Origin of the sequence: Nocardiopsis sp. NRRL B-16309, assembly GCF_001279585.1 — a bacterium.
Taxonomy (GTDB): domain Bacteria; phylum Actinomycetota; class Actinomycetes; order Streptosporangiales; family Streptosporangiaceae; genus Nocardiopsis.
The window spans coordinates 107,095-127,845 of the sequence record NZ_LGEC01000003.1; the positions used below are offsets into that span (position 1 = coordinate 107,095).

A 20,751-nucleotide genomic window follows, 5' to 3' on the forward strand; every position below is an offset into this window, starting at 1 on the left:
TCCCCGCCCGAAGGCTCCCTAGGAGTACAGGTGCTGCTGGATCTCCTCGTCGAGGTCCACGAACTGCGCCTCCTGGCCGGCGGGCACGATCTCGTAGGTGCGGTGCAGGAACTCCGCGAGGGGGGACACCTGCGTGTCGAACTCGGCCTGCCCGAAGGGCGAGGAGAGGGAGATGCTCACGGTGCGCTCGCCGCTGTCGTCCTTGGAGGGCCACACGCGCACGTCGCCCTCGCCGACCGGGCGGACGATGCCCACGGTCAGGAGCTCGCGGGCGAAGATCCACTCCACCGGGGTGTCCTCGCCCGTGTGGAAGGCCACGCGGATCGCGTACGGGTCGCTCGCGCCGTAGTCGAGTCGCGCGACCAGCGGAACCGCGGTGCGCTCCGGGACCACGAGCCGCAGGCCCAGCTCGGCGGTGGCAGTGGTGTCGCTACTGTTCATGTTCGCCAAACCTTTTCTCGTCCGGCCCAGCTGTTCCGGCGCGGGTCGGTTGCCGTCTCACTCGCTCCAACGCGCTCGTTCGCGGACTATGACGTGAGTACGGAGACTTTCTTGGTCGGGTGGGACCGGAGGTCTCGCTGCCCGCCCTGCGGGTCCAGCGCGCCGCATGGCGGCTCCACGATCCTTCGTCACTGTAATGACCAGGGGAAACCAAAGATTTCCCCATGTCGCGTGGCCCGCGTCACGTAATGGTAATGACTCGGCGCCCCGCGGTGGGCGAGCGGGGGCGGGAACTCCTTCCCTGAGCGGGGTGCATGACGGTGCGGCGACGTCAGGGTGAACGCGCCGATTCCATGGTGTGACCTCTGTCACATAGCTGTCCGGCGCCCGGTGGGACGGTGTGCGCGGACCACCCTCGAACATGCGCTAGAGTTCTTGTTGTCCGGCCGATAGGGCGGACGGGGCAGCAGCTCAGGGCGATTAGCTCAGTTGGCTAGAGCGCGTCGTTCACACCGACGAGGTCACTGGTTCGAGTCCAGTATCGCCCACAGCCCGGAGGGGCCGACTCCGCATCGAACGGAGTCGGCCCCTCTTTCGTGGTTTCGGTCCGGTCGGAACCGGGCAACGTGGAAGGTCGCGCTCGGGGCGGGGTTCCGGCTTGCTGCCGGTGGGGAATCGGGCCCGCCCATTCCGGGCGCGCTTGTTCAGGACCCGCCCATCCCGGGCCCGCCTGTTCTTCAGGGGGCCGCCAGTTCGAGGCCCGCCTATTCCGGGCGCGGCGACGTCCGGCGCGCCCTGGCCGCGCGGCGCGCCCGCCAGCGGCCCAGGTACTCGTCCTTCTTGCGCTGGCCGAAGCGCTCCGCGCGCCTGCTCCACACGCGCACCGGCCGCACCAGGCTGTTGGCCCACCGGAACTCGGTGCTGAGGATGACCAGCCCCAGCAGGACCGAGGCGATGCCCGGCCCGGGGAAGACCATCATGACCAGTCCCGCCAGGATGACGACGGTGCCGATCGTGCCGACCAGGATGAGCCAGGGCAGGTGGAGCGCCGGATGGGTGTGCATGCGCCTGCGGAAGAGGCGCAGCCGCGCGCGCAGGCGCCGCCATCGGCGGACGTGGGCAGGGTGAGTGGGGGATGTCTCCGGGGCTGGTGGGCCGCCGCTCGGTGGGCTCGGTGACATGCGCTCACAGTATTCGGTCGGATGGAGTGGGTGCATTCGGTCGGCGTGAGAGGTGGTCAGATGTCTGCTGATTGTCACTGATCTCGCATCCGTGATCAATGGTCTTCCGACACGCTGTGGGCGGGTGCCGGGGAACGTGATGATTCGTGACAGATCGTCCATGCGTGCCCCGTTGCGTCCGCGCTGGTCGGCAATGGGCGGCTCCCGCGGGGTGGCCGAATCCCATCGACCGAATCGTCCGCGTCGCCCTCCGGGAGCCCGCGCCGCGGCCTGTGGACGGCCGCAGCGGCCCCGGTCGGGAGCCGATAGCATCGAAGGCGAAACGCCAGGCCGCCCGCGGTGGTGGCACGTGATCGCGTGCGCGCCGCGCCCTGGCGTCCCACACGATCCACGTCACCTCTAGGAGTCACCGTGTCCGCCGCGCCTGAGCTGCACATCACCCTCGCCGGAACCCCGCGTGCGGTGGCGGCCACGACCACGGCGGGACAGGCGCTGGACGCCGACGGCAGGACCGTCATCGCGGCCCTGGTCAACGGCGAGCCGCGCGACCTCGCCTGCGAGCTGGCCGACGGCGACGTCGTGGAGCCGGTCGCCATCGAGTCCGAGGAGGGTCGGGCGATCCTGCGCCACTCCACCGCGCACGTCCTCGCCCAGGCCGTCCAGGAGCTGTTCCCCGAGGCCAAGCTCGGCATCGGACCGCCGGTGGAGAACGGCTTCTACTACGACTTCGACGTCGCCGAGCCCTTCACCCCCGCCGATCTCAAGAGCATCGAGAAGAAGATGCAGCAGATCGTCAAGCAGGGCCAGCGCTTCGACCGCCGCGTCGTCACCGACGACGAGGCGCGCGCCGAACTCGCCACCGAGCCCTACAAGCTGGAGCTCATCGGGATCAAGGGCAGCGACGCGGCCGAGGCAGCCGAGGGCGCCGGCGTCGAGGTGGGCGCTGGCGAGCTGACCATCTACGACAACATCCACCCGCGCACGGGCGAGCAGTGCTGGAAGGACCTGTGCCGCGGTCCGCACGTGCCCACCACCAAGGCCATCCCGGCGTTCAAACTGATGCGCACCGCCGCCGCCTACTGGCGCGGCAAGGAGACCAACCCGCAGCTGCAGCGCGTCTACGGCACGGCCTGGGAGGACAAGGACGCCCTCAAGGCCTACCTCACCTTCCTGGAGGAGGCGGAGAAGCGCGACCACCGCAAGCTCGGCTCCGAGCTGGACCTGTTCTCCATCCCGGACGAGATCGGCTCGGGCCTGGCGGTCTTCCACCCCCGGGGCGGCGTCATCCGCCGCGTCATGGAGGACTACTCGCGCAAGCGGCACGAGGAGAGCGGCTACGAGTTCGTCTACTCCCCGCACGCCACCAAGAGCACGCTGTTCGAGAAGTCGGGGCACCTCGACTGGTACGCGGACGGCATGTACCCCCCCATGCAGCTCGACGGCGGTCAGGACTACTACCTGAAGCCGATGAACTGCCCGATGCACAACCTCATCTTCGACGCCCGCGGGCGCTCCTACCGCGAGCTGCCGATGCGCCTGTTCGAGTTCGGGACCGTGTACCGGTACGAGAAGTCCGGGGTGGTGCACGGCCTCACCCGTGCCCGCGGCTTCACCCAGGACGACGCGCACATCTACTGCACCAAGGAGCAGATGGCGGACGAGCTCGACTCGCTGCTGACCTTCGTGCTCGACCTGCTGCGCGACTACGGTCTGGACGACTTCTACCTGGAGCTGTCCACCAAGGACCCGGAGAAGTACATCGGGAACGACACGGTCTGGGCCGAGGCCACCGACACCCTGCGCCGCGCCGCGGAGAAGCAGGGCCTGGAACTGGTCATGGACCCGGGCGGCGCCGCCTTCTACGGTCCCAAGATCTCGGTGCAGGCCAAGGACGCCATCGGCCGCACCTGGCAGATGTCCACCATCCAGCTGGACTTCAACCTGCCCGAGCGCTTCGACCTGGAGTACACGGCCGCGGACGGCACCCGGCAGCGCCCGGTGATGATCCACCGCGCCCTGTTCGGCTCCATCGAGCGGTTCTTCGCGGTCCTGTTGGAGCACTACGCCGGTGCCTTCCCGGCCTGGCTCTCCCCGGTGCAGGCGGTGGGCATCCCCATCGCCGACGAGCACGTGCCCTACCTCCAGGAGGTGGCCGCCAGGCTGCGGGCGGAGGGCGTGCGGGTCGACGTCGACGCCAGCGACGACCGCATGCAGAAGAAGATCCGCAACGCCCAGAAGCAGAAGGTCCCGTTCATGCTGCTGGCGGGTGACGAGGACATCAGCAAGAACGCCGTGTCCTTCCGCTACCGCGACGGTTCCCAGAACAACGGTGTGCCGATCGAGGAGGCGGTGGCCGAGATCGTGGCCGCCGTCCGCGAGCGCCGCTAGCGGACCGACAGGGGAGCGCCCGTCCGGGGATCCGGGCGGGCGCTCCGTCGCGTTCGGGGGCGGTGCGGGCCGGAGCCGGGCCGTCCGCGAGCCGGGGCCGGGGGCCGCCGACCGCCGGGGGACGGGACGGACCGGGGAGAGGGCGCTCAGCGGACGGTGCGCGCCCCGGAGCGCCGGGGCGGGCGCCGGGCAGGGTCAGGAGCGTTCGCGCGGCGTCCGCGGCTCCTGGTCGTCCCGGAAGAGGTCCTCACGGGAGATGCGCGCCGTCGCGTTGGGGTCCGGGGCGGCCGCGGTCTCCTCCTCCTCATCGTCGCGGAACAGGTCCGCACGCGAGATGCGGTGGGTCGCGTTGGGGTCGCTCATGGGGTTCTCCTTGTGCGTTGGGGCAAGCCGGAGTTTATCCCGCCCACATGACGAACACCGCACGTCGGTGCCCGTGCACGGGCCGTTCCGGCGCACCGGGGTACCGACGGCCTCGCGGGAGCGGTGTCAGGCGCCGGGGGCGCGCCGCTGCCACGCCTGTGCCGGGATCCGGTTGAGGAGTTCGATGAGGTAGTCGGCGGCGGTCAGCGCCCGGTCCGGATCCAGGCCCATCGGAGCCCAGGTCAGGACGTAGTCGCCGGTGAAGCGCACCGGCAGCGACCGCGACCGGGAGTCGGCCAGCAGCCACGCCGCTGTGTCGTGGTCCAGCACGGACCGGGTGAACTCGTCGTCGCTGCCCACGGTGTGGAAGGCGGTGCCGAACGCGGGATCCACGTCGCCGGGGCCGTGGTCGGGCACGGTCGTAGCGAGATCGCGGCGGCGGATCTCCAGTTCGGCGACGGGTCCGGGGGTGCGCACGGCCACCACGCGGTAGGTCTGCCGGGCGCGGCCGGTGCCGCGCCGGTCCGGGGCCGAGGCGGTGTGGGTGTGCTCGAACGCGGTGACCAGGTACTGGCCGCGCCGCCCGGTGAGGACGTGCTGGGCGCGGGCGTGCTCGCCGTGGACGGGCCGGGGGAGGACGGCGTCCTCCAGCGGTCGCGGGTGGTGTTCGGTGTAGTGCCAGCCGTGCTCGCGGGCCCAGGCCCGCATCTCGGAGGAGCGTTCGGTACGAAAGTGGGCGGCGACGGTGATCGCCCCCGCGGAGACCACGACGGCGACCAGTGCGATGACGGCGAGTACGCCTTCCATCGGGTGACTCCTCCGGCCGGGTAGATGCTCGACCATGGACTCGCGGCGGGGCCCGCCGTGGGCGGGACGGGTCGTCGGATCCCGTGCTCATGGGATCCGCACTGGCCTTTCGGGTCCATTCTGTGTCGGTTGCGGGTGCTTGTCACCCCTTCCTGTCGTCCTCCGGCGACCCTCGGGTACCAGTGGCCGTCGCGGGCCCCTGCCGCCCTTCGTGCCGCGGGCGCCGCACAGTGGCACCGGCGCCACACGTGGGCGCGCGACCAGCACGAACGCGCAGCTCGGGCGGTCGGCGCCGAGCGGCCGCGAGAGCCGGGGCGGCGCGTTCGCCGCGCGGGAGGGGCCCTGTCGGCGCTCGGGTTCGGTCCTGACCGGAACCGGCCACCGCCGAAGGAGGCCGGCCGGACGGCGTGAGGCCGAGGAGCGCGAGGCGCCGCGGACACAGAGCGTCGGGCGGACGTGCACCGGTGTGAGGGAGGCGGCGTGCCGCGCTTCCCTGGGCGCTCGTCCTCGCAGCCCGCCGACCCGTCCCGCCCGCGACCCGTGCGGCACGAACGGGCTCCGGGCGGTCGCCGAAGACCGTCCGGAGCCCGATCGGCTACGTGGGAAGTCCCAGCTCGCGGGCGATGAGCATCTTCTGGACCTCGCTGGTGCCCTCGCCGATCTCCAGGATCTTGGCGTCGCGGTAGAACCGGCCCACCGGGAACTCGTTCATGAACCCGTAGCCGCCGAACACCTGGGTCGCGTCGCGGGCGTTGTCCATCGCTGCGTTGGAGGCGACGAGCTTGGCGATCGCCGCCTCCTTCTTGAACGGCTCGCCCGCCAGCATCCGCGAGGCGGCGTCGTAGTAGGCCAGGCGGGCGGTGTGCGCCCGGGCCTCCATCTCGGCGATCTTGAACTGGATCGCCTGGTACTCGCCGATGGTGTGCCCGAACGCGCTGCGCTCGTGGGCGTAGCGCACGCTCTCGTCCACGCACCCCTGCGCCAGGCCCACCGAGAGCGCGGCGATCGCGATCCGGCCCTCGTCCAGGATCCGCAGGAACTGTGCGTACCCGCGTCCGCGCTCGCCGACCAGGTTGGCCTCGGGCACCCGGCAGTCCTCGAACACCAGCTCGTTGGTGTCCGAGGCGTTCCACCCCACCTTCGAGTAGTGCTGCCCGATCGAGAACCCCGGCGTGCCCGCGGGGACCAGGATCGCGGAGATCTCCGGGCGCCCGTCCTCGCGCCGGCCGGTCACGGCCGTGACGGTCACCAAGGCGGTGATGTCGGTCCCCGAGTTGGTGATGAACGACTTCGTCCCGTTGATCACCCACTCCCCGCCCTCCAGGCGCGCCGTGGTCCGGGTGGCGCCCGCGTCCGAGCCGCCGCCGGGCTCGGTCAGACCGAACGCGCCCAGCGCCTCGCCGGAGCACAGCCGGGGCAGGTACGTCTTCCTCTGGTCGTCGGACCCGAACCGGTACAGCGGCATCGCGCCCAGCGACACCCCGGCCTCCAGGGTGATCGCCACCGAGGAGTCCACCCGGGCCAGCTCCTCCAGGGCCAGGCACAGCGCGAAGTAGTCGCCGCCCATGCCCCCGTGCTCCTCGGGGAAGGGCAGCCCGAACAGCCCCATCCGCCCCATCTTGGCGACGATGTCGTAGGGGAAGGCGCCCCTCTCGTAGAAGTCGCCGATGACCGGGGCGACCTCGGTCCGGGCGAACTCCTCCACGGCGGCCCTCAGGTCGGCGTGCTCGGTCGACAGCTCGTGACGGTTCATCGCTGGTTCTCCTCGCTGGTGGCGGGGGCGGAGTCGGAGGCCGCGGGCGGGTGCGCCTCGGCGTCCGGGACGGGTTCGACGGTGACCAGGACGGCGTCCATCGGTACGGACGCCCCCGGCCGGACCGCCACGCCGGTGACGGTTCCGTCGATCGGGGAGGGTACGGAGTGCTCCATCTTCATCGCTTCGACGACGGCCACCGGCGTGCCCGCCGCGACCGCCTGCCCCACCTCGACCGGGACGGCGAGCACCGTCCCCGGCATGGGGCTGCGCACGGTCCCGTCGCCCGCGGCGGCGTCGTCGCGCAGGGCGGCGGCCACGGGCTCCTCGTGCAGGGTCCACGCGGTGCCGTCCGCGCCGAGCCACCGGTGGTCGGTGGCCGGGTCGAAGGCCCGCGTGTAGGTGCGGCTGCGCCCGTCGTAGCCGACCGTCAGCCGCGTGCCGTCCGCGGTCCGGTGGGCGCGGGCCGGGACGGCGCCGACCGGACCGGTGGCGTCCGCCGGACCCGCCGGCGCCCGCGCGGCGTCCTCCTCCACCCGGACCAGGAAGGTTCCCGGCCCCGTGCGGCGGACCCGCACCACGGCGGAGTCGTGCCGGGGCGCGCGCAGCCGCCACCGGGTCCAGGCGGGCCCGCCCATCCGCCAGCCGTCGGGGACGGCGAACCGGTCCGCCGTCGAGCCGTCGGTCTCCTCCAGGTCGAGCTGGTGGTCCAGCGCCGCGGCCGCGTACACCTCGGGCGGCACCCGGTCGGGCGCGGGCTCCGGGGGCTCGCTCTCGATGAGGTCTGTGCTCAGGTCCCCGGCGACCACGCGCGGGTGGCGCAGCAGGCGGCGCAGGAACGCGGTGTTGGTGACGCAGCCCAGGAGCAGGTACCCCGCCAGGGCCTCGTCCATCCGGCGCAGCGCCTCGGCGCGGTCGGCGCCCCACGTGATGACCTTGGCCAGCATGGGGTCGAACGACGAGGTGACCGCGCCGCCCTCGGTGATCCCCGAGTCCACCCGCACCAGCGCGCCCGAGGGCTCCGACAGCGACAGGATCGGCCCTCCGGTGGGCAGGAAGCCCCGGTCGGCGTCCTCGGCGTAGATCCGGCACTCCACGGCGTGCCCCCGCATCGACACGTCGGCCTGGCCGAACGGCAGCGGCTCGCCCCGGGCCACCCGGATCTGCAGCTCGACGAGGTCGATGCCGCGCACGCCGTCGATCGCCACGACCTCCTCGGTCACCGGGTGCTCGACCTGCAGGCGGGTGTTCATCTCCAGGAAGGAGAACGACAGGGACCCGTCCGGGTCGGCCTCGGCGATGAACTCCACGGTGCCCGCGCCCACGTAGCCGCAGGCCCGGGCGGCGGCGACCGCGGACTCGCCCATGAGGGCCCGCTGCTCGGCGGTCAGCAGCGGCGAGGGCGCCTCCTCCACCACCTTCTGGTGCCGTCGCTGCAGGCTGCACTCGCGTTCGCCCAGGTGCACGACGTTGCCGTGGGCGTCGGCCAGGACCTGCACCTCGATGTGGCGCGGGCGCTGGACCAGTCGTTCCACCAGCAGCGTGGCGTCGCCGAAGGAGGCCGCGGCCTCCCGGCGGGCGGCCGCGACGCTGCCGGGCAGGTCGGCGGGGGAGTGCACGGCGCGCATCCCCTTGCCGCCGCCCCCTGCCGACGGCTTGATGAGCAGCGGGTACCTGGTGTCGCGGGCCGCGCCGAGCAGTTCCTCGTCGCTCATCGGCTGTCCGGGCTTCTCGGTGAACCCGCCCAGGATCGGAACGCCGGCGCCGGCGACGGTGTCCTTGGCGCTGATCTTGTCGCCCATGGCGTCGATGGCGGCGGGGGGCGGTCCGACGAACACCAGGCCCGCCTCGGCGCAGGCGCGGGCGAAGGCGGCGTTCTCCGACAGGAAGCCGTAGCCGGGGTGGACCATCGTCGCGCCGCTCTCCACGGCCGCGGCGACGATCGCGGCGGCGTCGAGGTAGCCGTCCACGCGCAGCGCCCGGTCGGCGGCCAGGGTGTGCGGGGCGTCGGCGTCGGCGTCGGTGAACACGGCCACCGAGCCCAGGCCCATCCGGCGCAGTGTGCGCAGGACGCGCAGGGCGATCTCGCCCCGGTTGGCGACCAGCACGGTGGCCGGCCGGTCGACGGGGACCGGAGGTACGGAGGGTGCGGACGTCGTTGTCAAGGGTTCCTCACATCCGGAAGACGCCGTAGCCCACCGGCTCCAGCGGAGCGTGGCGGGCGGCGGACAGGGCCATGGCGAGCACGTCGCGGGTGTCGGCGGGGTCGATGACCCCGTCGTCCCACAGGCGCGCGGTGGAGTAGTACGGGCTGCCCTGCTCCTCGTACTGGTCGCGGATGGGCGCCTTGAAGGCCTCCTCGTCCTGCTCGGACCACTCCTCGCCCCGGGCGGAGAGCTGGTCGCGGCGCACCGTGGACAGCACCGAGGCCGCCTGCTCCCCGCCCATCACGGAGATGCGGGCGTTGGGCCACATCCACAGGAACCGGGGCGAGTAGGCGCGGCCGCACATGCTGTAGTTGCCCGCGCCGAACGAACCGCCGACGACCACGGTGAACTTGGGGACGCGCGCGCAGGCCACGGCCGTGACCATCTTGGCCCCGTGCTTGGCGATGCCGCCGGCCTCGTAGTCGCGGCCCACCATGAACCCGGAGATGTTCTGTAGGAACACCAGCGGGACGGAGCGCCGGTCGCACAGCTCGATGAAGTGGGCGCCCTTGAGCGCGGACTCCGCGAACAGGATGCCGTTGTTGGCGATGACGCCCACGGGGTGCCCGTGGATGTGCGCGAACCCGGTGACCAGGGTGGTGCCGTACTCGGCCTTGAACTCGGTGAACTCGCTGCCGTCCACCACGCGGGCGATGACCTCGCGCACGTCGTAGGGCGTGCGGGTGTCGGCGGGCACCACGCCGTACAGCTCCTGCGGGTCGTGCGCCGGCGGGCGGGGCTCGCGCACCTCCCACGCCGGCTCGCCGACCGGGCCGAGGGTGTCGGCCACGCGCCGCACGATGGTGAGCGCGTGGGCGTCGTCGTCGGCCAGGTGGTCGGTCACGCCCGACACGCGCGAGTGCAGGTCGCCGCCGCCCAGCTCCTCGGCGGTGACGACCTCCCCGGTGGCCGCCTTCACCAGCGGCGGCCCGCCCAGGAAGATGGTGCCCTGGTCGCGGACGATGACGGCCTCGTCGCTCATGGCAGGGACGTAGGCGCCCCCGGCCGTGCACGAGCCCAGCACCGCGGCGATCTGCGGGATGCCCATCCGGGACATGGTGGCCTGGTTGTAGAAGATGCGGCCGAAGTGCTCGCGGTCGGGGAACACGTCGTCCTGCATGGGCAGGAAGGCGCCGCCGGAGTCGGCCAGGTAGACGCACGGCAGCCGGTTGTGCAGTGCCACCTCCTGCGCCCGCAGGTGCTTCTTCACCGTCATCGGGTAGTAGCTGCCGCCCTTGACCGTGGCGTCGTTGGCGACCACGACCGTCGGGCGGCCGGCGACCCGGCCCACACCCGCGATCATGCCGGCCCCGGGGGCGTCCTGGCCGTCCGCGCCGTAGAGCCCGTAGGCGGCCAGGGGCGCGATCTCCAGGAAGGGGGAGCCGGGGTCGAGGAGGAGGTCGACGCGGTCGCGCGGCAGCAGCTTGCCGCGTTCGACGTGTCGTGCCCGGGTCTTCTCCGGGCCGCCCAGGGCGGCGGTCGCGATCCGCTCGCGCAGCTCCAGGGCGAGGGCGCGGTTCGCCGCGTCGTTGGCGGCGAACGCGGGCCCGGCGGTGTCCACCGCCGAGCCGAGCACGGGTGCCCTGCTCATGGTGTCCTCTCGTGGAGGGATGTTAATGCTCACTAACATGAGTGATGTTAGTAACTACTAACATGTGTGTCCAGACCGACGCGCGAAACTGGCGCGACGACGGCGGGAGAGGCGGGCGTCCATGGGGTCCAGACCGACGGGGGAGCGCCGGACGGCGATCCTGGGGGCGGCCGCGGAGCTGTTCGCCGCACGCGGGTTCCGCGGGGTGACCATCGACGACCTCGGCCGCGCCGTGGGTACCAGCGGTCCCGCCCTCTACCGGCACTTCCCCGGCAAGGAGGCCCTGCTCGGCGAGGTCCTGGTGGACATCAGCGACCGGCTGGCCCGCCAGGGCGCCGAGCTCGTGGCCGCGGCGCGCGACGCGCGGGAGGCGCTGGACCTGCTCCTGCGCGGGCACATCGCCTTCGCCCTGGACGAGCCCGCGCTCATCACGGTCCACGACCGCGAACTCGGCCACCTCACCGAAGCCGACCAGTACCGCGTCCGGCGCCTCCAGCGCGGCTACGTCGAACAGTGGGTCGGCGTGCTGGCCGAGCTGCGGCCCCACGACACCGACGACGTCCTGCGCGCCGCCGTGCACGCCGCCTTCGGCCTGCTCAACTCCACCCCGCACAGCCGTGGCGGCCTCGACCGCGCGGAGATGGCGGACCTGCTGCTGACCATGGGGACCGCCGCCCTCACCGCGCCCGTCGCCGCCGCGGACGGCGCCGCCGTCTGACCGGAGCCCGACGACCGAGTAGTCCCGGTCGCCCTGGTAGCCCCAACAAGTCCCCGGGAGTCCCGAGCGGCCTCCGGCGCCTTCCCGACCGCTGACGCGGAGTGCCCGGCGGTGCTCACCTGGCTCGCGCGGTCGGCGCCAGGCGCACGGCGCGGTTCCGTGTCGACCCAGCACAAAAGTCGGACAAAGAGCACGGAACGTTCCGCGTGGGAACGCGGGTGACGGGTTCCGCCGACCGTACATTCGGCCGCGGTGAAGTGGGTACGCCCCACGTCCCGGCCTCGTCCGGGTGTGACGGACGTACCGCACCACGACACGAAGAAGGAGCGGTGTACCAATGTCTCGGCCTCGGATCGTGGTGGTAGGCGCGGGTTTCGGCGGCGTCCACACCCTGCGTCACCTCGAACGCCGTATCCCGACAGGGGCGGCCGACATCGCCCTCGTCGCACCACACGACTACATGCTCTACAGCCCCTTGCTGCCCCAGGTGGCCTCGGGCCTGCTCACACCCCAGTCGGTCGCGATGTCCGTGCACCGGCTCACCCGGGACACCCGCCTGATCCCCGGGCACGCCGTCGGCGTCGACACCGCCGACCGCACGGTCGTCGTGCGCCGTGCCACCGGGGAGCTGGCGCCGGTGCCCTACGACCGCCTGGTCCTGGCCCCCGGCGGCCTGACCCGCGGCTTCGACATCCCCGGCCTGACCGAGCACGCGTACGGGGCCAAGACGCTCGCCGAGGCCGTGCTGCTGCGCGACCACGTCCTGGCCCAACTGGAACTGGCCAACGACAGCCGCGACCCGGTCGAACGCGAGGAGCGCTGCCGCTTCATCGTCGTCGGCGGCGGCTACACCGGCGTGGAGACCGCCGCCTCGCTCATGCGCCTGACCGAGGAGGCCGCCCGTCGCTACCCCGAACTGCGGTCGGTGATCCGCTGGCACCTGGTCGACATCGCGCCCAAGGTGCTGCCGGAACTCGGCGACCGGCTCGGCCGCCGGGCGCTGGACATGCTGCGCTCGATGGGGATCGAGGTCAAGCTCAAGGTCAGCGTCCGCGAGGTCACCGCCGACAAGGTGGTCCTGACCGACGGGCGGGCCCTGCCCTGCCGCACGCTCATCTGGACCGCCGGTGTGGCGCCCAGCCCCCTCATGGAGACCCTGGGCAAGCCCACCCAGCGGGGCCGACTGGAGGTCGACTCCGACCTGCGCGTCCCGGGACTGCCCGAGGTGTTCGCGGTCGGGGACGCGGCGGCGGTGCCCAACCTCTCCCACCCGGAGAGCCCGTACTGCCCGCCGACCGCCCAGTACGCGAGCCGGCAGGCGGCGACCGCGGCCGAGAACGTGTGCGCCTCGATCCTGGGGCGGCCGCTGCAGGAGTTCCGGCACCGCGACATGGGGCTCGTGGTGGACCTGAGCGGCAAGGACGCCCTGGCCCGCGTGCTGAAGTTCGAGCTCACCGGGCTGCCCGCGCTGGCCGTCACCCGCGGCTACCACCTGGCGGCGGTGCCCTCGGCGCCCGCCCGGGCGCGCATCGTGGCCAACTGGGCGATCAGGGCGGCCACCGGTGGCGAGGTCTCGCGGCTCGGTTTCGCCGACGACGGGCGCCCGGCGTCCTTCGTGGCCAACGAGGACGTGGACTACCTGGACACCGAGAGCGCGGGCAGGGAGGGCGCCCGGCTGCTGGAGAACCTGCGCGAGCGCTACGGCGAGGACTGAGGCGGGTGCGCCGGTCCGGTGCGCGCCCGCACGGCGCGGACCCGGCGCCAGCGGTAGCCGAGGACCACGGCGGTGGCGGCCGCGGTGACCGCCACCGCCAGCGCGGTCGGCCAGGGGCCCAGGAAGGCGATGGCCTCCTCGACGTAGCCGCGGCTGGCCGAGGCGGGGTCGGCCATGACCGCGGTCACGAACACGGCGGCCAGCAGGGTCGTCGCGGCGGCCACCGCCCGGCCGAGCCGACCGGTCAGGCCCATGCGGCGGCGCAGGACCCCGCCCGCCTCGATGATCCGGGTGACGCGCAGCAGGGGGAGGGCTCCGAACGCGCGTACCAGCCGCAGGATCTGGGCCGGGCCGAGGGCGAAGATGACCGCGGGCACGGTCACGGCCGCGATGACGGTCGCCCACCAGTGCGTGCGCAGCCACGCGCGCTTGTTGTCGGCGAGGGCGATCAGCAGGATCCACTCGCCCCACAGGACGATGCCGGCCGCCCAGTTGATCCGGTCACCGGCCGTGGCCCAGAAGCCCTCGCCCCAGACGCCGAGGAAGAGGGCCGGGACGGACACCACCGCCGCGAGGAGGACGGGAACCGCCAACCGCCGCTCCAGGGCGGTGGAACGGAGGTTGGACGCGGGGGGACGCGACTGTTCTTCGGGGGACATGGCGCCCAGAATAAGCGGTGGCGCGCCGACCGGTCGGCGGCGTCCGGGGACGGCCGGAACCGGTCACGACTGCCTCAGGAGCGGACCAGCCTGGCGATGGCGTCGGAGGCCTCGCGGACCTTCTCGTCCGCCTCGTCGCCGCCGTTGGCGACCGCGTTGGCCACGCAGTGCTTGAGGTGCTCGTCGAGCATGGACAGCGCGAAGGAGCGCAACGCCTTGTTGACCGCCGAGGTCTGGGTGAGGATGTCGATGCAGTACTGATCGTCCTCGACCATGCGCTGCAGGCCGCGGATCTGTCCCTCGATGCGGCGCAGCCGGTTGATGTGGCTCTGCTTGTCGTCGCTGTAACCGTGGTTGCCCGCCATGCCGCCGTCTCTGTGTCGTCCCTGATCAGATGCCATTACCATACCCCCTCAAGGTATCCAACCGCGGACGGTCGGGCGGCATTCCGCACTCGTCGCCGCGTGCCGCTTCCACCGTGAACACGGCTGTATGAGGAGTTTCCCAGACATCGCGGGGCGGGACACCGCGTGCCGGGCCCCGCGCGGGCGCGCGTCAACTCCGGGTCCGCACTCGGTAAGCCGGGGCCCGGAGCCTTGCCCCGGGCCCCCGACGGTCCGACGATGGCGGTATGAGCCACAGTGCCGAGAACGAGATCCTGGCCACCATCCGCGCCCTGATGGACGAGGAGCACACGCTCCGCTCCCGGCCCGGAGGGCTGGAGCCCGCCGAACGGTCCCGGATGAGGGAGGTGGAGGAGTCGCTCGACCAGTGCTGGGACCTGCTCCGGCAGCGGCGCGCCCGCAGCGAGCACGGACAGGACCCCGACGAGGCGCAGGTCCGCCCGGCGCCCGAGGTCGAGCAGTACTGGCAGTAGGGGAGACGGCGAAACCACCGGGCCCTCGCGAGCGTCCACTCCCGGTAGGACGGCGCCACGGCGGTGGCCGCGCCCGAGCGCGGCCCCCGCCGTCGCACGCAGCTCACGAAGGAAACCATGATCGCCACCCTCACCGGCCTGGGTCTGTCCTCCGCGGCAGGGCTCAACGCCTACATCCCCCTCCTCGCGGTCGGGTTGATCGCACGCTTCACCGATCTCGTCCCGCTCGGGGCCGCCTGGCAGTGGCTGGAGCACCCGGTCACCCTCGTGTCCCTCACCGTGCTCCTGGTGGTCGAGTTCGCCGCGGACAAGATCCCCGCCCTCGACAGCCTCAACGACGTCGTCCAGACGGTGATCCGGCCCTCCGCGGGCGGCATCACCTTCGGCGCGGGCGCCTCCGCCGTCGACCTCACCGAGCTCACGGGCACCGCCGCCGCCTCCGCGGCCGAGACCGGTGACGGCGTGAGCTGGGGCCCGGTCATCGCGGGCATGGTGATCGCCCTCGTCTTCCACGCCGCCAAGACCCTGGCCCGCCCGGTCCTGAACTCCGTGAGCTTCGGCGTGGCCGCCCCGGTCGTGTCGTTCCTGGAGGACGTGGTCAGCTTCGTGACCTCCCTGGTGGCGATCCTGCTGCCGCTGCTGATCCTGGTGGTGTTCCCCCTGATGGTCGCCGCCGGGGTGTGGGCGGTGCGCGGGCGCCGTCGGCGCCGTGCCGGGAAGGCGGCGGACGAGGGCGCCCCCGCGGGAGAGCGGGGGCGCCAGTGACGGGTGAGGCGTGACCGGTGACCGGTCAGTCGAGGGCGTCGCGCCCCTGGGCGATCGGCAGGGTCACGTGCGCGGAGTTGGTGTCGACGCTCACCTCGGTGCCGGCCGGGTAGCGCAGGGTGTGGTCGTGGTCGGTCGAGACCACCATGACCCCGATCCGGTGCCCGGCCGGGAACACGTGGTCGCCCGGCTGCAGCTCCCACCGGTAGCGGTGGTACTGCCCGGCCACCACCGGCCGCTGCCGCTCCAGGGAGGTGCGGTTGCGCGCGTCCAGCCAGCCGCGCGCGACGATCGCGTGGTCGGCCTCCTCGGTCACGTGGTGCGCGGTCGGGACGCAGCCGGTGTCGCCCGGCACGGACTCGCCGTAGCAGTTCATGTCGTCGAAGTCGTACCGCAGGCGGCCGGTCGGCCGCTCCGCCGTGCCCAGGTCGACCAGGGCGGCCGTGAGGAACGGCGAGGGGCCGTCCATCGCGGCGCGCACCGAGACCTCGGCCGAACCGCTCAGCCGCACGTCCTCGCCCAGTTCCTCGGTCACGTACACCAGTGACGACGTCCCGGGGGAGTCCGGGTCGCCGAGCAGCGCGTCGGGCGAGAGGGTGCGGCCCTGGTCGGTGAAGGACTCGGTGCCGTCGCGGACCGGCCGCGGGCGCGGTGCCAGCCCGCCGGTGGCGGCGCCGGGATCGGTGTTCATGTGCAGCTTGACCGGCGCGGTGCCCTCACCGGGCCAGTCCGCCTGGGTCGTCCACGTGCCGTCGGCGCCCTCCACGTCTACGGCGGGCTCGTCGGTGATGCCGTTGTCGACCCCGTAGAGCCAGTGGTCGAACCAGCCGTGCAGCTGGTCCAGCCACGGGTCGGTCCGCAGGTAGAGCTGGTTGATGTGCCCGCCCTGGTGCAGCCACAGCTTGCGCGGCACGTCGTTCTCCTCCAGGGCCGCCCACAGGTCCGCGGCCTGGCGCGGCATGACGTTGCGGTCGTTGAGCCCGTGCACCAGGAACACGCTCGCCCGGATCTCGTCGGCGTCGTCGAGGTAGTTCCGCTCGTCCCAGAACGCGCTGTAGTCGCCGGTGACCCGGTCCTGCTCCTCGGTGAGCGCGTCGATCACCGGACGGCAGATCTCTGCGTCGTCGCGGGTGTACACGTACTCGGCCAGGACGTCGGCGTCCTCGCCCTGGTAGCCGCCGGGCGCGCGCACGGCGCCGCCCTCGCGGTAGTAGCCGTACCAGGAGGAGATCGCCGCCTGCGGGACGATCGTCTTCAGACCCTCCACGCCGGTCGTGGCCGCGGCGGTGGGCAGCGTCCCGTTGTAGGAGATCCCCGTCATCGCCGCCGCCCCGTTGGACCAGTCGGCGGTGACCTCCTCGCCGTCGGCGTCCCAGCCGACGGCGTCGCCGGTCAGCCACTCCACGGCCGCCTTGACCCCGAGCGACTCGTTGTGCGCGCCCGAGGTGGGGCAGCCGGTGGAGTCGCCGCTGCCCAGGCTGTCGACCTGGGCCACGGCGTACCCGCGCGGCAGGAAGTAGTTGTCGTAGTAGCCCGAGAAGGAGGTGTTGGGCCCTGAGCGCTCGGCCGCGGCCTCGGGGTCGCCGGTGCCCGCGGGGTCCAGGGCCGCGCCCAGAGCGGTCTCGTCGGCGCGCGGTCCGCCGGGGCGGCCGCCGCGCGGGACGGTGTCGGCCTCGTCGGTGTCCAGGTCCACGTCGTGGTTGGCGACCGGGTTGCCGCCCGCCCAGTAGGGGCTGGGCTCGATGATGGTGGCGACGTCCAGGCCCGCGTCGCTCTCCTTCGGGCGCAGGATCCGCATGCGGACCGTGTCGAACTCGCCGTCGCCGTCGCTGTCGGCCTCCGTCCGGATGTCGACCTCCTGGTAGATCGCGTCCGCGAACTCGAAGGCGACCTGGGTGCGGCCGTCCACGATGTCCAGTGACGGGGGTTCGGCCGCCGCCGGCGCGGTCAGCACCGTGGCGGCCGTCAGCGCGGCGGCGGCGACGGCGCCCGCGCGCGTGAGGAGGAATCGTGCGCTGCCGGGGGATGGTGGCAAGGGGTGGCTCCTCGTCGAAGGGGGTTTCGAGTCGGGCCATCGTCCCCGAACCCGACCGTGCGCCCAAGGGGTCCAAGGCCGCGTTATCGAAAGCGCTATGGCCGTCCCCGCCCGCGTGGGCCACTCTTCCGGCAGGGGCGCGCCAACGCACGGAAGCGACGCAGGTCATCCTGGAAAAGCAGGGCGCCACACCGGGTGATTGTCCTACAGTGCGACCAATGACTGAGATGACATTCGACCGAAACGACATCACGCACATCGTCTGGGACTGGAACGGCACCCTCCTGGACGACAACCACGCCAACCTCGCCGCGGTGAACGCCGTGTGCGCCGCGTTCGGCCGTCCCCCGGTGGAGCTGGAGTACTGGCGGTCGGTCTTCCGGCGCCCCCTCGTCCCCTGCTACGAAGAGCTCCTGGGGCGCGCCTTCGCGGACGGCGAGTGGGAGCGGGCCGAAGAGCTCTACGACTCCCACTACCTGGAGCACCTGCCCTCCTGCTCCCTGTCCGAGGGCGTTCCCGACGTGCTGCACACCTGGCGCGACGGCGGCGGCAGCCAGTCCCTGCTGTCCATGGCCTCGCACGACCACCTCGTGCCGCTGGTCGCCGAGCGCGGCCTGACCGGCCACTTCGAGCGGGTGGACGGGCGCCGGTTCGAGACCGAGCAGGACTCCAAGGCCGAACACCTGGTGCGCCACCTGGACCAGCAGGGCGTCGACCCCGCCAAGGTCGTGCTCATCGGCGACATCGACGACGACGCCCGCGCCGCCCGCGAGGCGGGCGCCAACGCCATCCTGGTCACGAGCGGGCTCATGGCCCCTGAGCGCCTGGCGGCCACCGGCGCCCTGGTCGTGGACACCCCCGTGGCGGCCGTCTCGGCGCTGCGCGCCGCCTGACGGGCGGCGGCCGCGCCGCGTGCGCTCCGTCGCAGCCGGCCGTCACACCCTGCGAGGTCGGATGGTCCTACCACTGGTGGAGGGGTGCGTCCGGCGGATGTCAATGGGGGACTCCCACCCTCGGCGCACACCCCGCACGTGGGGCTCCCACAGCCCCAGGATCCCCGTGGTGACCTGCGCACACGCGTCCGAGCCCCGGCGCCCGCCAGGGCGAGGCCGGGGCTTCGCCGTCCCCGGCCCGTGTTGTTAGATGGGTCTCAGAAGCCATAGGACACACAGATCTGGAAGGCGGGCCAATGACGGAGAGCAGCGTCCCCCGGGTGCTCTGGGAGCCCGGCGAGGCGACGATCGAATCCTCCAACATCGTCGCGTTCGCCCGATGGGCCGCGGACCGCAGGGGTGTGCGGGCCTTCGGCCGGCCGGGGGCGACCCCGGAGGCGGCCGGGGCGTTCGACTACGAGGCCCTGTGGCGCTGGTCGACCACCGACATCGAGGACTTCTGGGCCTCGGTCTGGGAGTACTTCGGCGTCCGGGCCGACACCCCCTACGAGGAGGTCCTGCCCGAACGCGTCATGCCCGGGGCCCGCTGGTTCCCCGGCGCCACCCTCAACTACGCGCGGCACGTGTTCGAGGGCCGCGACGACGACACGGTCGCGATCCGGCACGCCTCCGAGCTGCGGCCGCTGGGCGAGTGGACCTGGGGCGAGCTGCGCCGCCGCACCGCCGCCATCGCCGCGGGGCTGCGCCGGCTCGGCGTCGGGCCCGGCGACCGGGTGGTCGGCTACCTGCCCAACCTGCCCGAGACCGTCGCCGCGTTCTTCGCCGTGTCCTCCCTGGGCGCGGTGTGGTCCTCCTGTTCACCGGACTTCGGCGTGCGCAGCGTCATCGACCGCTTCGCGCAGATCGAGCCGAAGGTCCTGCTGGCGGTCGACGGCTACCGCTACGGGGGCAAGGACTTCGACCGCCGCCCCGTGGTGGAGGAGCTGCGCGCCGCCCTGCCCACCGTCGAGCACACCGTGCTCCTGGACCACCTCCGGCCCGGCCGGCCGATGGAGGGCACCCTCGCGTGGGGCGACCTGGAGGCGTCCGGCACCGACGCGGAGCTGGAGTTCGCCTCCGTACCCTTCGACCACCCCCTGTGGGTCCTGTACTCCTCGGGCACCACCGGCCTGCCCAAGGCGATCGTGCACGGGCACGGCGGCATCCTCCTCGAACAGCTCAAGAACCTGCACCTGCACCTGGACGCCCGGGAGGACGACCGGGTCTTCTGGTTCACCACCACCGGCTGGATGATGTGGAACTTCCTGGTCAGCGTCCTGCTGACCAAGGCCTCCATCGTCCTGTACGACGGCAGCCCCGCCCACGCGTCGCCCTCCGCCGCCTCCGGGCCCTCGGCCGCCGAACCGCCCGCTCCCGACCTGGGCGGACTGTGGGACCTGGCGGCCGGGGCCGGGGTGACGGTGTTCGGCACCAGCGCGGGGTACCTGTCCTCCTGCATGAAGGAGGGCGTGCACCCCGCGCGGGGCCGGGACCTGTCGAAGCTGCGGGCGATCGGCTCGACGGGCTCCCCGCTCAGCCCGGAGGCGTTCGCCTGGGTGTACGAGGAGTTCGGCGACGACCTGTGGCTGTTCTCCACCAGCGGCGGCACGGACGTGTGCAGCTGCCTGGTGGGCGGCACCCCGACCCTGCCGGTCTACGAGGGCGAGATCCAGTCGCGCGCCCTGGGCATGGCCGTGGCCTCCTGGGACCCCCACGGCAAGGAGCTGGTGGGCGAGGTCGGCGAACTCGTCGTGACCGAGCCCGCCCCGTCCATGCCGGTCTTCTTCTGGGGCGACACCGACGGCGAGCGCCTGCGCGACAGCTACTTCTCCGTCTACCCGGGCGTGTGGCGCCACGGCGACTGGATCGAGATCACCGAGCGCGGCACCGCGATCATCTACGGCCGCTCGGACTCCACCATCAACCGCGGCGGGGTGCGCATGGGCACCAGCGAGATCTACCGCGCCGTCCTGGCGCTGGACGACGTCCTCGACGCCCTGGTGGTGGACGTGCCCCAGAAGGACGGGTCGTCCCGGATCGAGCTGTTCACGGTGCTCAGGCCCGGCGCGGACCTGGAGGGCGACCTGCCCAGGGAGATCGCCCGGCGGATCCGTACCGACTGCTCGCCCCGGCACGTGCCGGACCGCGTCCGCGCCATCGGCGCGGTGCCGCGCACCCTGTCGGGCAAGGTCCTGGAGGTGCCGGTCAAGCGCATCCTCATGGGGGAGGACCCGGAGAAGGCCGCCAGCCGCGACTCCCTGGCCAACCCCGAGGCGCTGGACCACTTCAGCGAGCTCGCCCGCGGGGAGTGACCCGCACC

17 protein-coding genes and 1 tRNA gene are annotated in these 20,751 nt (G+C 72.6%); 8 read left to right on the top strand and 10 right to left on the bottom strand.

Going from position 1 to position 20,751, the window contains the following annotated elements:
• Positions 1-18: 18 nt before the first annotated feature.
• On the bottom strand, positions 19-441 hold the full coding sequence (locus ADL05_RS02200) for an SsgA family sporulation/cell division regulator (RefSeq protein WP_053615138.1): 423 nt from the start codon (positions 439-441) through the stop codon (positions 19-21).
• Between the two features lie 474 nt (positions 442-915).
• Here ADL05_RS02200 and ADL05_RS02205 point away from each other — a divergent pair.
• Positions 916-989 (top strand) — tRNA-Val (locus ADL05_RS02205).
• Positions 990-1,205: 216 nt separating this feature from the next.
• On the opposite strand, the gene ADL05_RS02210 is transcribed toward ADL05_RS02205, so the two are convergent.
• Positions 1,206-1,505, bottom strand: coding sequence for a PGPGW domain-containing protein (locus ADL05_RS02210; protein ID WP_197285654.1), 300 nt, complete (start codon positions 1,503-1,505; stop codon positions 1,206-1,208).
• Positions 1,506-2,033: 528 nt separating this feature from the next.
• Between ADL05_RS02210 and thrS the strand changes: the two genes are divergently transcribed.
• Positions 2,034-4,010, top strand: coding sequence for a threonine--tRNA ligase (gene thrS, locus ADL05_RS02215; protein ID WP_053615139.1), 1,977 nt, complete (start codon positions 2,034-2,036; stop codon positions 4,008-4,010).
• Positions 4,011-4,205: 195 nt separating this feature from the next.
• Here the strand turns inward: thrS and ADL05_RS30980 are convergent, their stop codons facing one another.
• The 5 genes from ADL05_RS30980 to ADL05_RS02235 all read right to left on the bottom strand — a co-directional run bounded on the left by ADL05_RS30980 (position 4,206) and on the right by ADL05_RS02235 (position 10,731).
• Complete coding sequence (locus tag ADL05_RS30980) at positions 4,206-4,373, bottom strand: hypothetical protein (protein WP_197285655.1); 168 nt, start codon at positions 4,371-4,373, stop codon at positions 4,206-4,208.
• 126 nt (positions 4,374-4,499) lie between these two features.
• Positions 4,500-5,180 carry a hypothetical protein gene (locus ADL05_RS02220; RefSeq protein ID WP_053615140.1) on the bottom strand — a complete coding sequence of 227 codons (681 nt, stop codon included), beginning with the start codon at positions 5,178-5,180 and terminating at the stop codon, positions 4,500-4,502.
• Between the two features lie 595 nt (positions 5,181-5,775).
• Positions 5,776-6,933 (bottom strand): acyl-CoA dehydrogenase family protein, encoded by a 1,158-nt coding sequence (locus ADL05_RS02225; protein WP_053615141.1) that lies wholly within the window; start codon positions 6,931-6,933, stop codon positions 5,776-5,778.
• On the bottom strand, positions 6,930-8,984 hold the full coding sequence (locus tag ADL05_RS02230; RefSeq protein ID WP_231640576.1) for a biotin carboxylase N-terminal domain-containing protein: 2,055 nt from the start codon (positions 8,982-8,984) through the stop codon (positions 6,930-6,932). The genes ADL05_RS02225 and ADL05_RS02230 overlap by 4 nt, the downstream gene beginning before the upstream one ends.
• Before the next feature lie 121 nt (positions 8,985-9,105).
• On the bottom strand, positions 9,106-10,731 hold the full coding sequence (locus ADL05_RS02235; protein ID WP_369800874.1) for a carboxyl transferase domain-containing protein: 1,626 nt from the start codon (positions 10,729-10,731) through the stop codon (positions 9,106-9,108).
• Between the two features lie 121 nt (positions 10,732-10,852).
• On the opposite strand from ADL05_RS02235, the gene ADL05_RS02240 reads away from it, so the two are divergent.
• Positions 10,853-11,449 (top strand): TetR/AcrR family transcriptional regulator, encoded by a 597-nt coding sequence (locus tag ADL05_RS02240; protein WP_053615144.1) that lies wholly within the window; start codon positions 10,853-10,855, stop codon positions 11,447-11,449.
• Positions 11,450-11,786: 337 nt separating this feature from the next.
• The gene (locus ADL05_RS02245) at positions 11,787-13,163 is read left to right on the top strand and encodes an NAD(P)/FAD-dependent oxidoreductase (protein ID WP_053615145.1); all 1,377 of its coding nucleotides are present in this window, start codon (positions 11,787-11,789) and stop codon (positions 13,161-13,163) included.
• Here the strand turns inward: ADL05_RS02245 and ADL05_RS02250 are convergent.
• The gene (locus ADL05_RS02250) at positions 13,148-13,822 is read right to left on the bottom strand and encodes a hypothetical protein (protein ID WP_053615146.1); all 675 of its coding nucleotides are present in this window, start codon (positions 13,820-13,822) and stop codon (positions 13,148-13,150) included. The genes ADL05_RS02245 and ADL05_RS02250 overlap by 16 nt on opposite strands.
• 74 nt (positions 13,823-13,896) lie before the next feature.
• Complete coding sequence (locus tag ADL05_RS02255) at positions 13,897-14,187, bottom strand: metal-sensitive transcriptional regulator (RefSeq protein ID WP_053615147.1); 291 nt, start codon at positions 14,185-14,187, stop codon at positions 13,897-13,899.
• Positions 14,188-14,453: 266 nt separating this feature from the next.
• On the opposite strand from ADL05_RS02255, the gene ADL05_RS02260 reads away from it, so the two are divergent.
• Both ADL05_RS02260 and ADL05_RS02265 read left to right on the top strand, forming a co-directional pair.
• Positions 14,454-14,699, top strand: a complete 246-nt coding sequence (locus tag ADL05_RS02260) for a DUF2630 family protein (RefSeq protein ID WP_053615148.1) — start codon at positions 14,454-14,456, stop codon at positions 14,697-14,699.
• A gap of 117 nt (positions 14,700-14,816) precedes the next feature.
• Complete coding sequence (locus tag ADL05_RS02265; RefSeq protein WP_053615149.1) at positions 14,817-15,464, top strand: DUF4126 domain-containing protein; 648 nt, start codon at positions 14,817-14,819, stop codon at positions 15,462-15,464.
• Positions 15,465-15,489: 25 nt separating this feature from the next.
• Here the strand turns inward: ADL05_RS02265 and ADL05_RS02270 are convergent, their stop codons facing one another.
• Positions 15,490-17,499, bottom strand: coding sequence for a Xaa-Pro dipeptidyl-peptidase (locus ADL05_RS02270; protein WP_053615150.1), 2,010 nt, complete (start codon positions 17,497-17,499; stop codon positions 15,490-15,492).
• Positions 17,500-17,717: 218 nt separating this feature from the next.
• On the opposite strand from ADL05_RS02270, the gene ADL05_RS02275 reads away from it, so the two are divergent.
• Both ADL05_RS02275 and ADL05_RS02280 read left to right on the top strand, forming a co-directional pair.
• Positions 17,718-18,392 (top strand): HAD family hydrolase, encoded by a 675-nt coding sequence (locus ADL05_RS02275; protein WP_053615151.1) that lies wholly within the window; start codon positions 17,718-17,720, stop codon positions 18,390-18,392.
• A 296-nt stretch (positions 18,393-18,688) separates the two neighbouring features.
• Positions 18,689-20,743, top strand: a complete 2,055-nt coding sequence (locus ADL05_RS02280) for an acetoacetate--CoA ligase (RefSeq protein WP_053615152.1) — start codon at positions 18,689-18,691, stop codon at positions 20,741-20,743.
• The last annotated feature ends 8 nt before the right edge of the window (positions 20,744-20,751 follow it).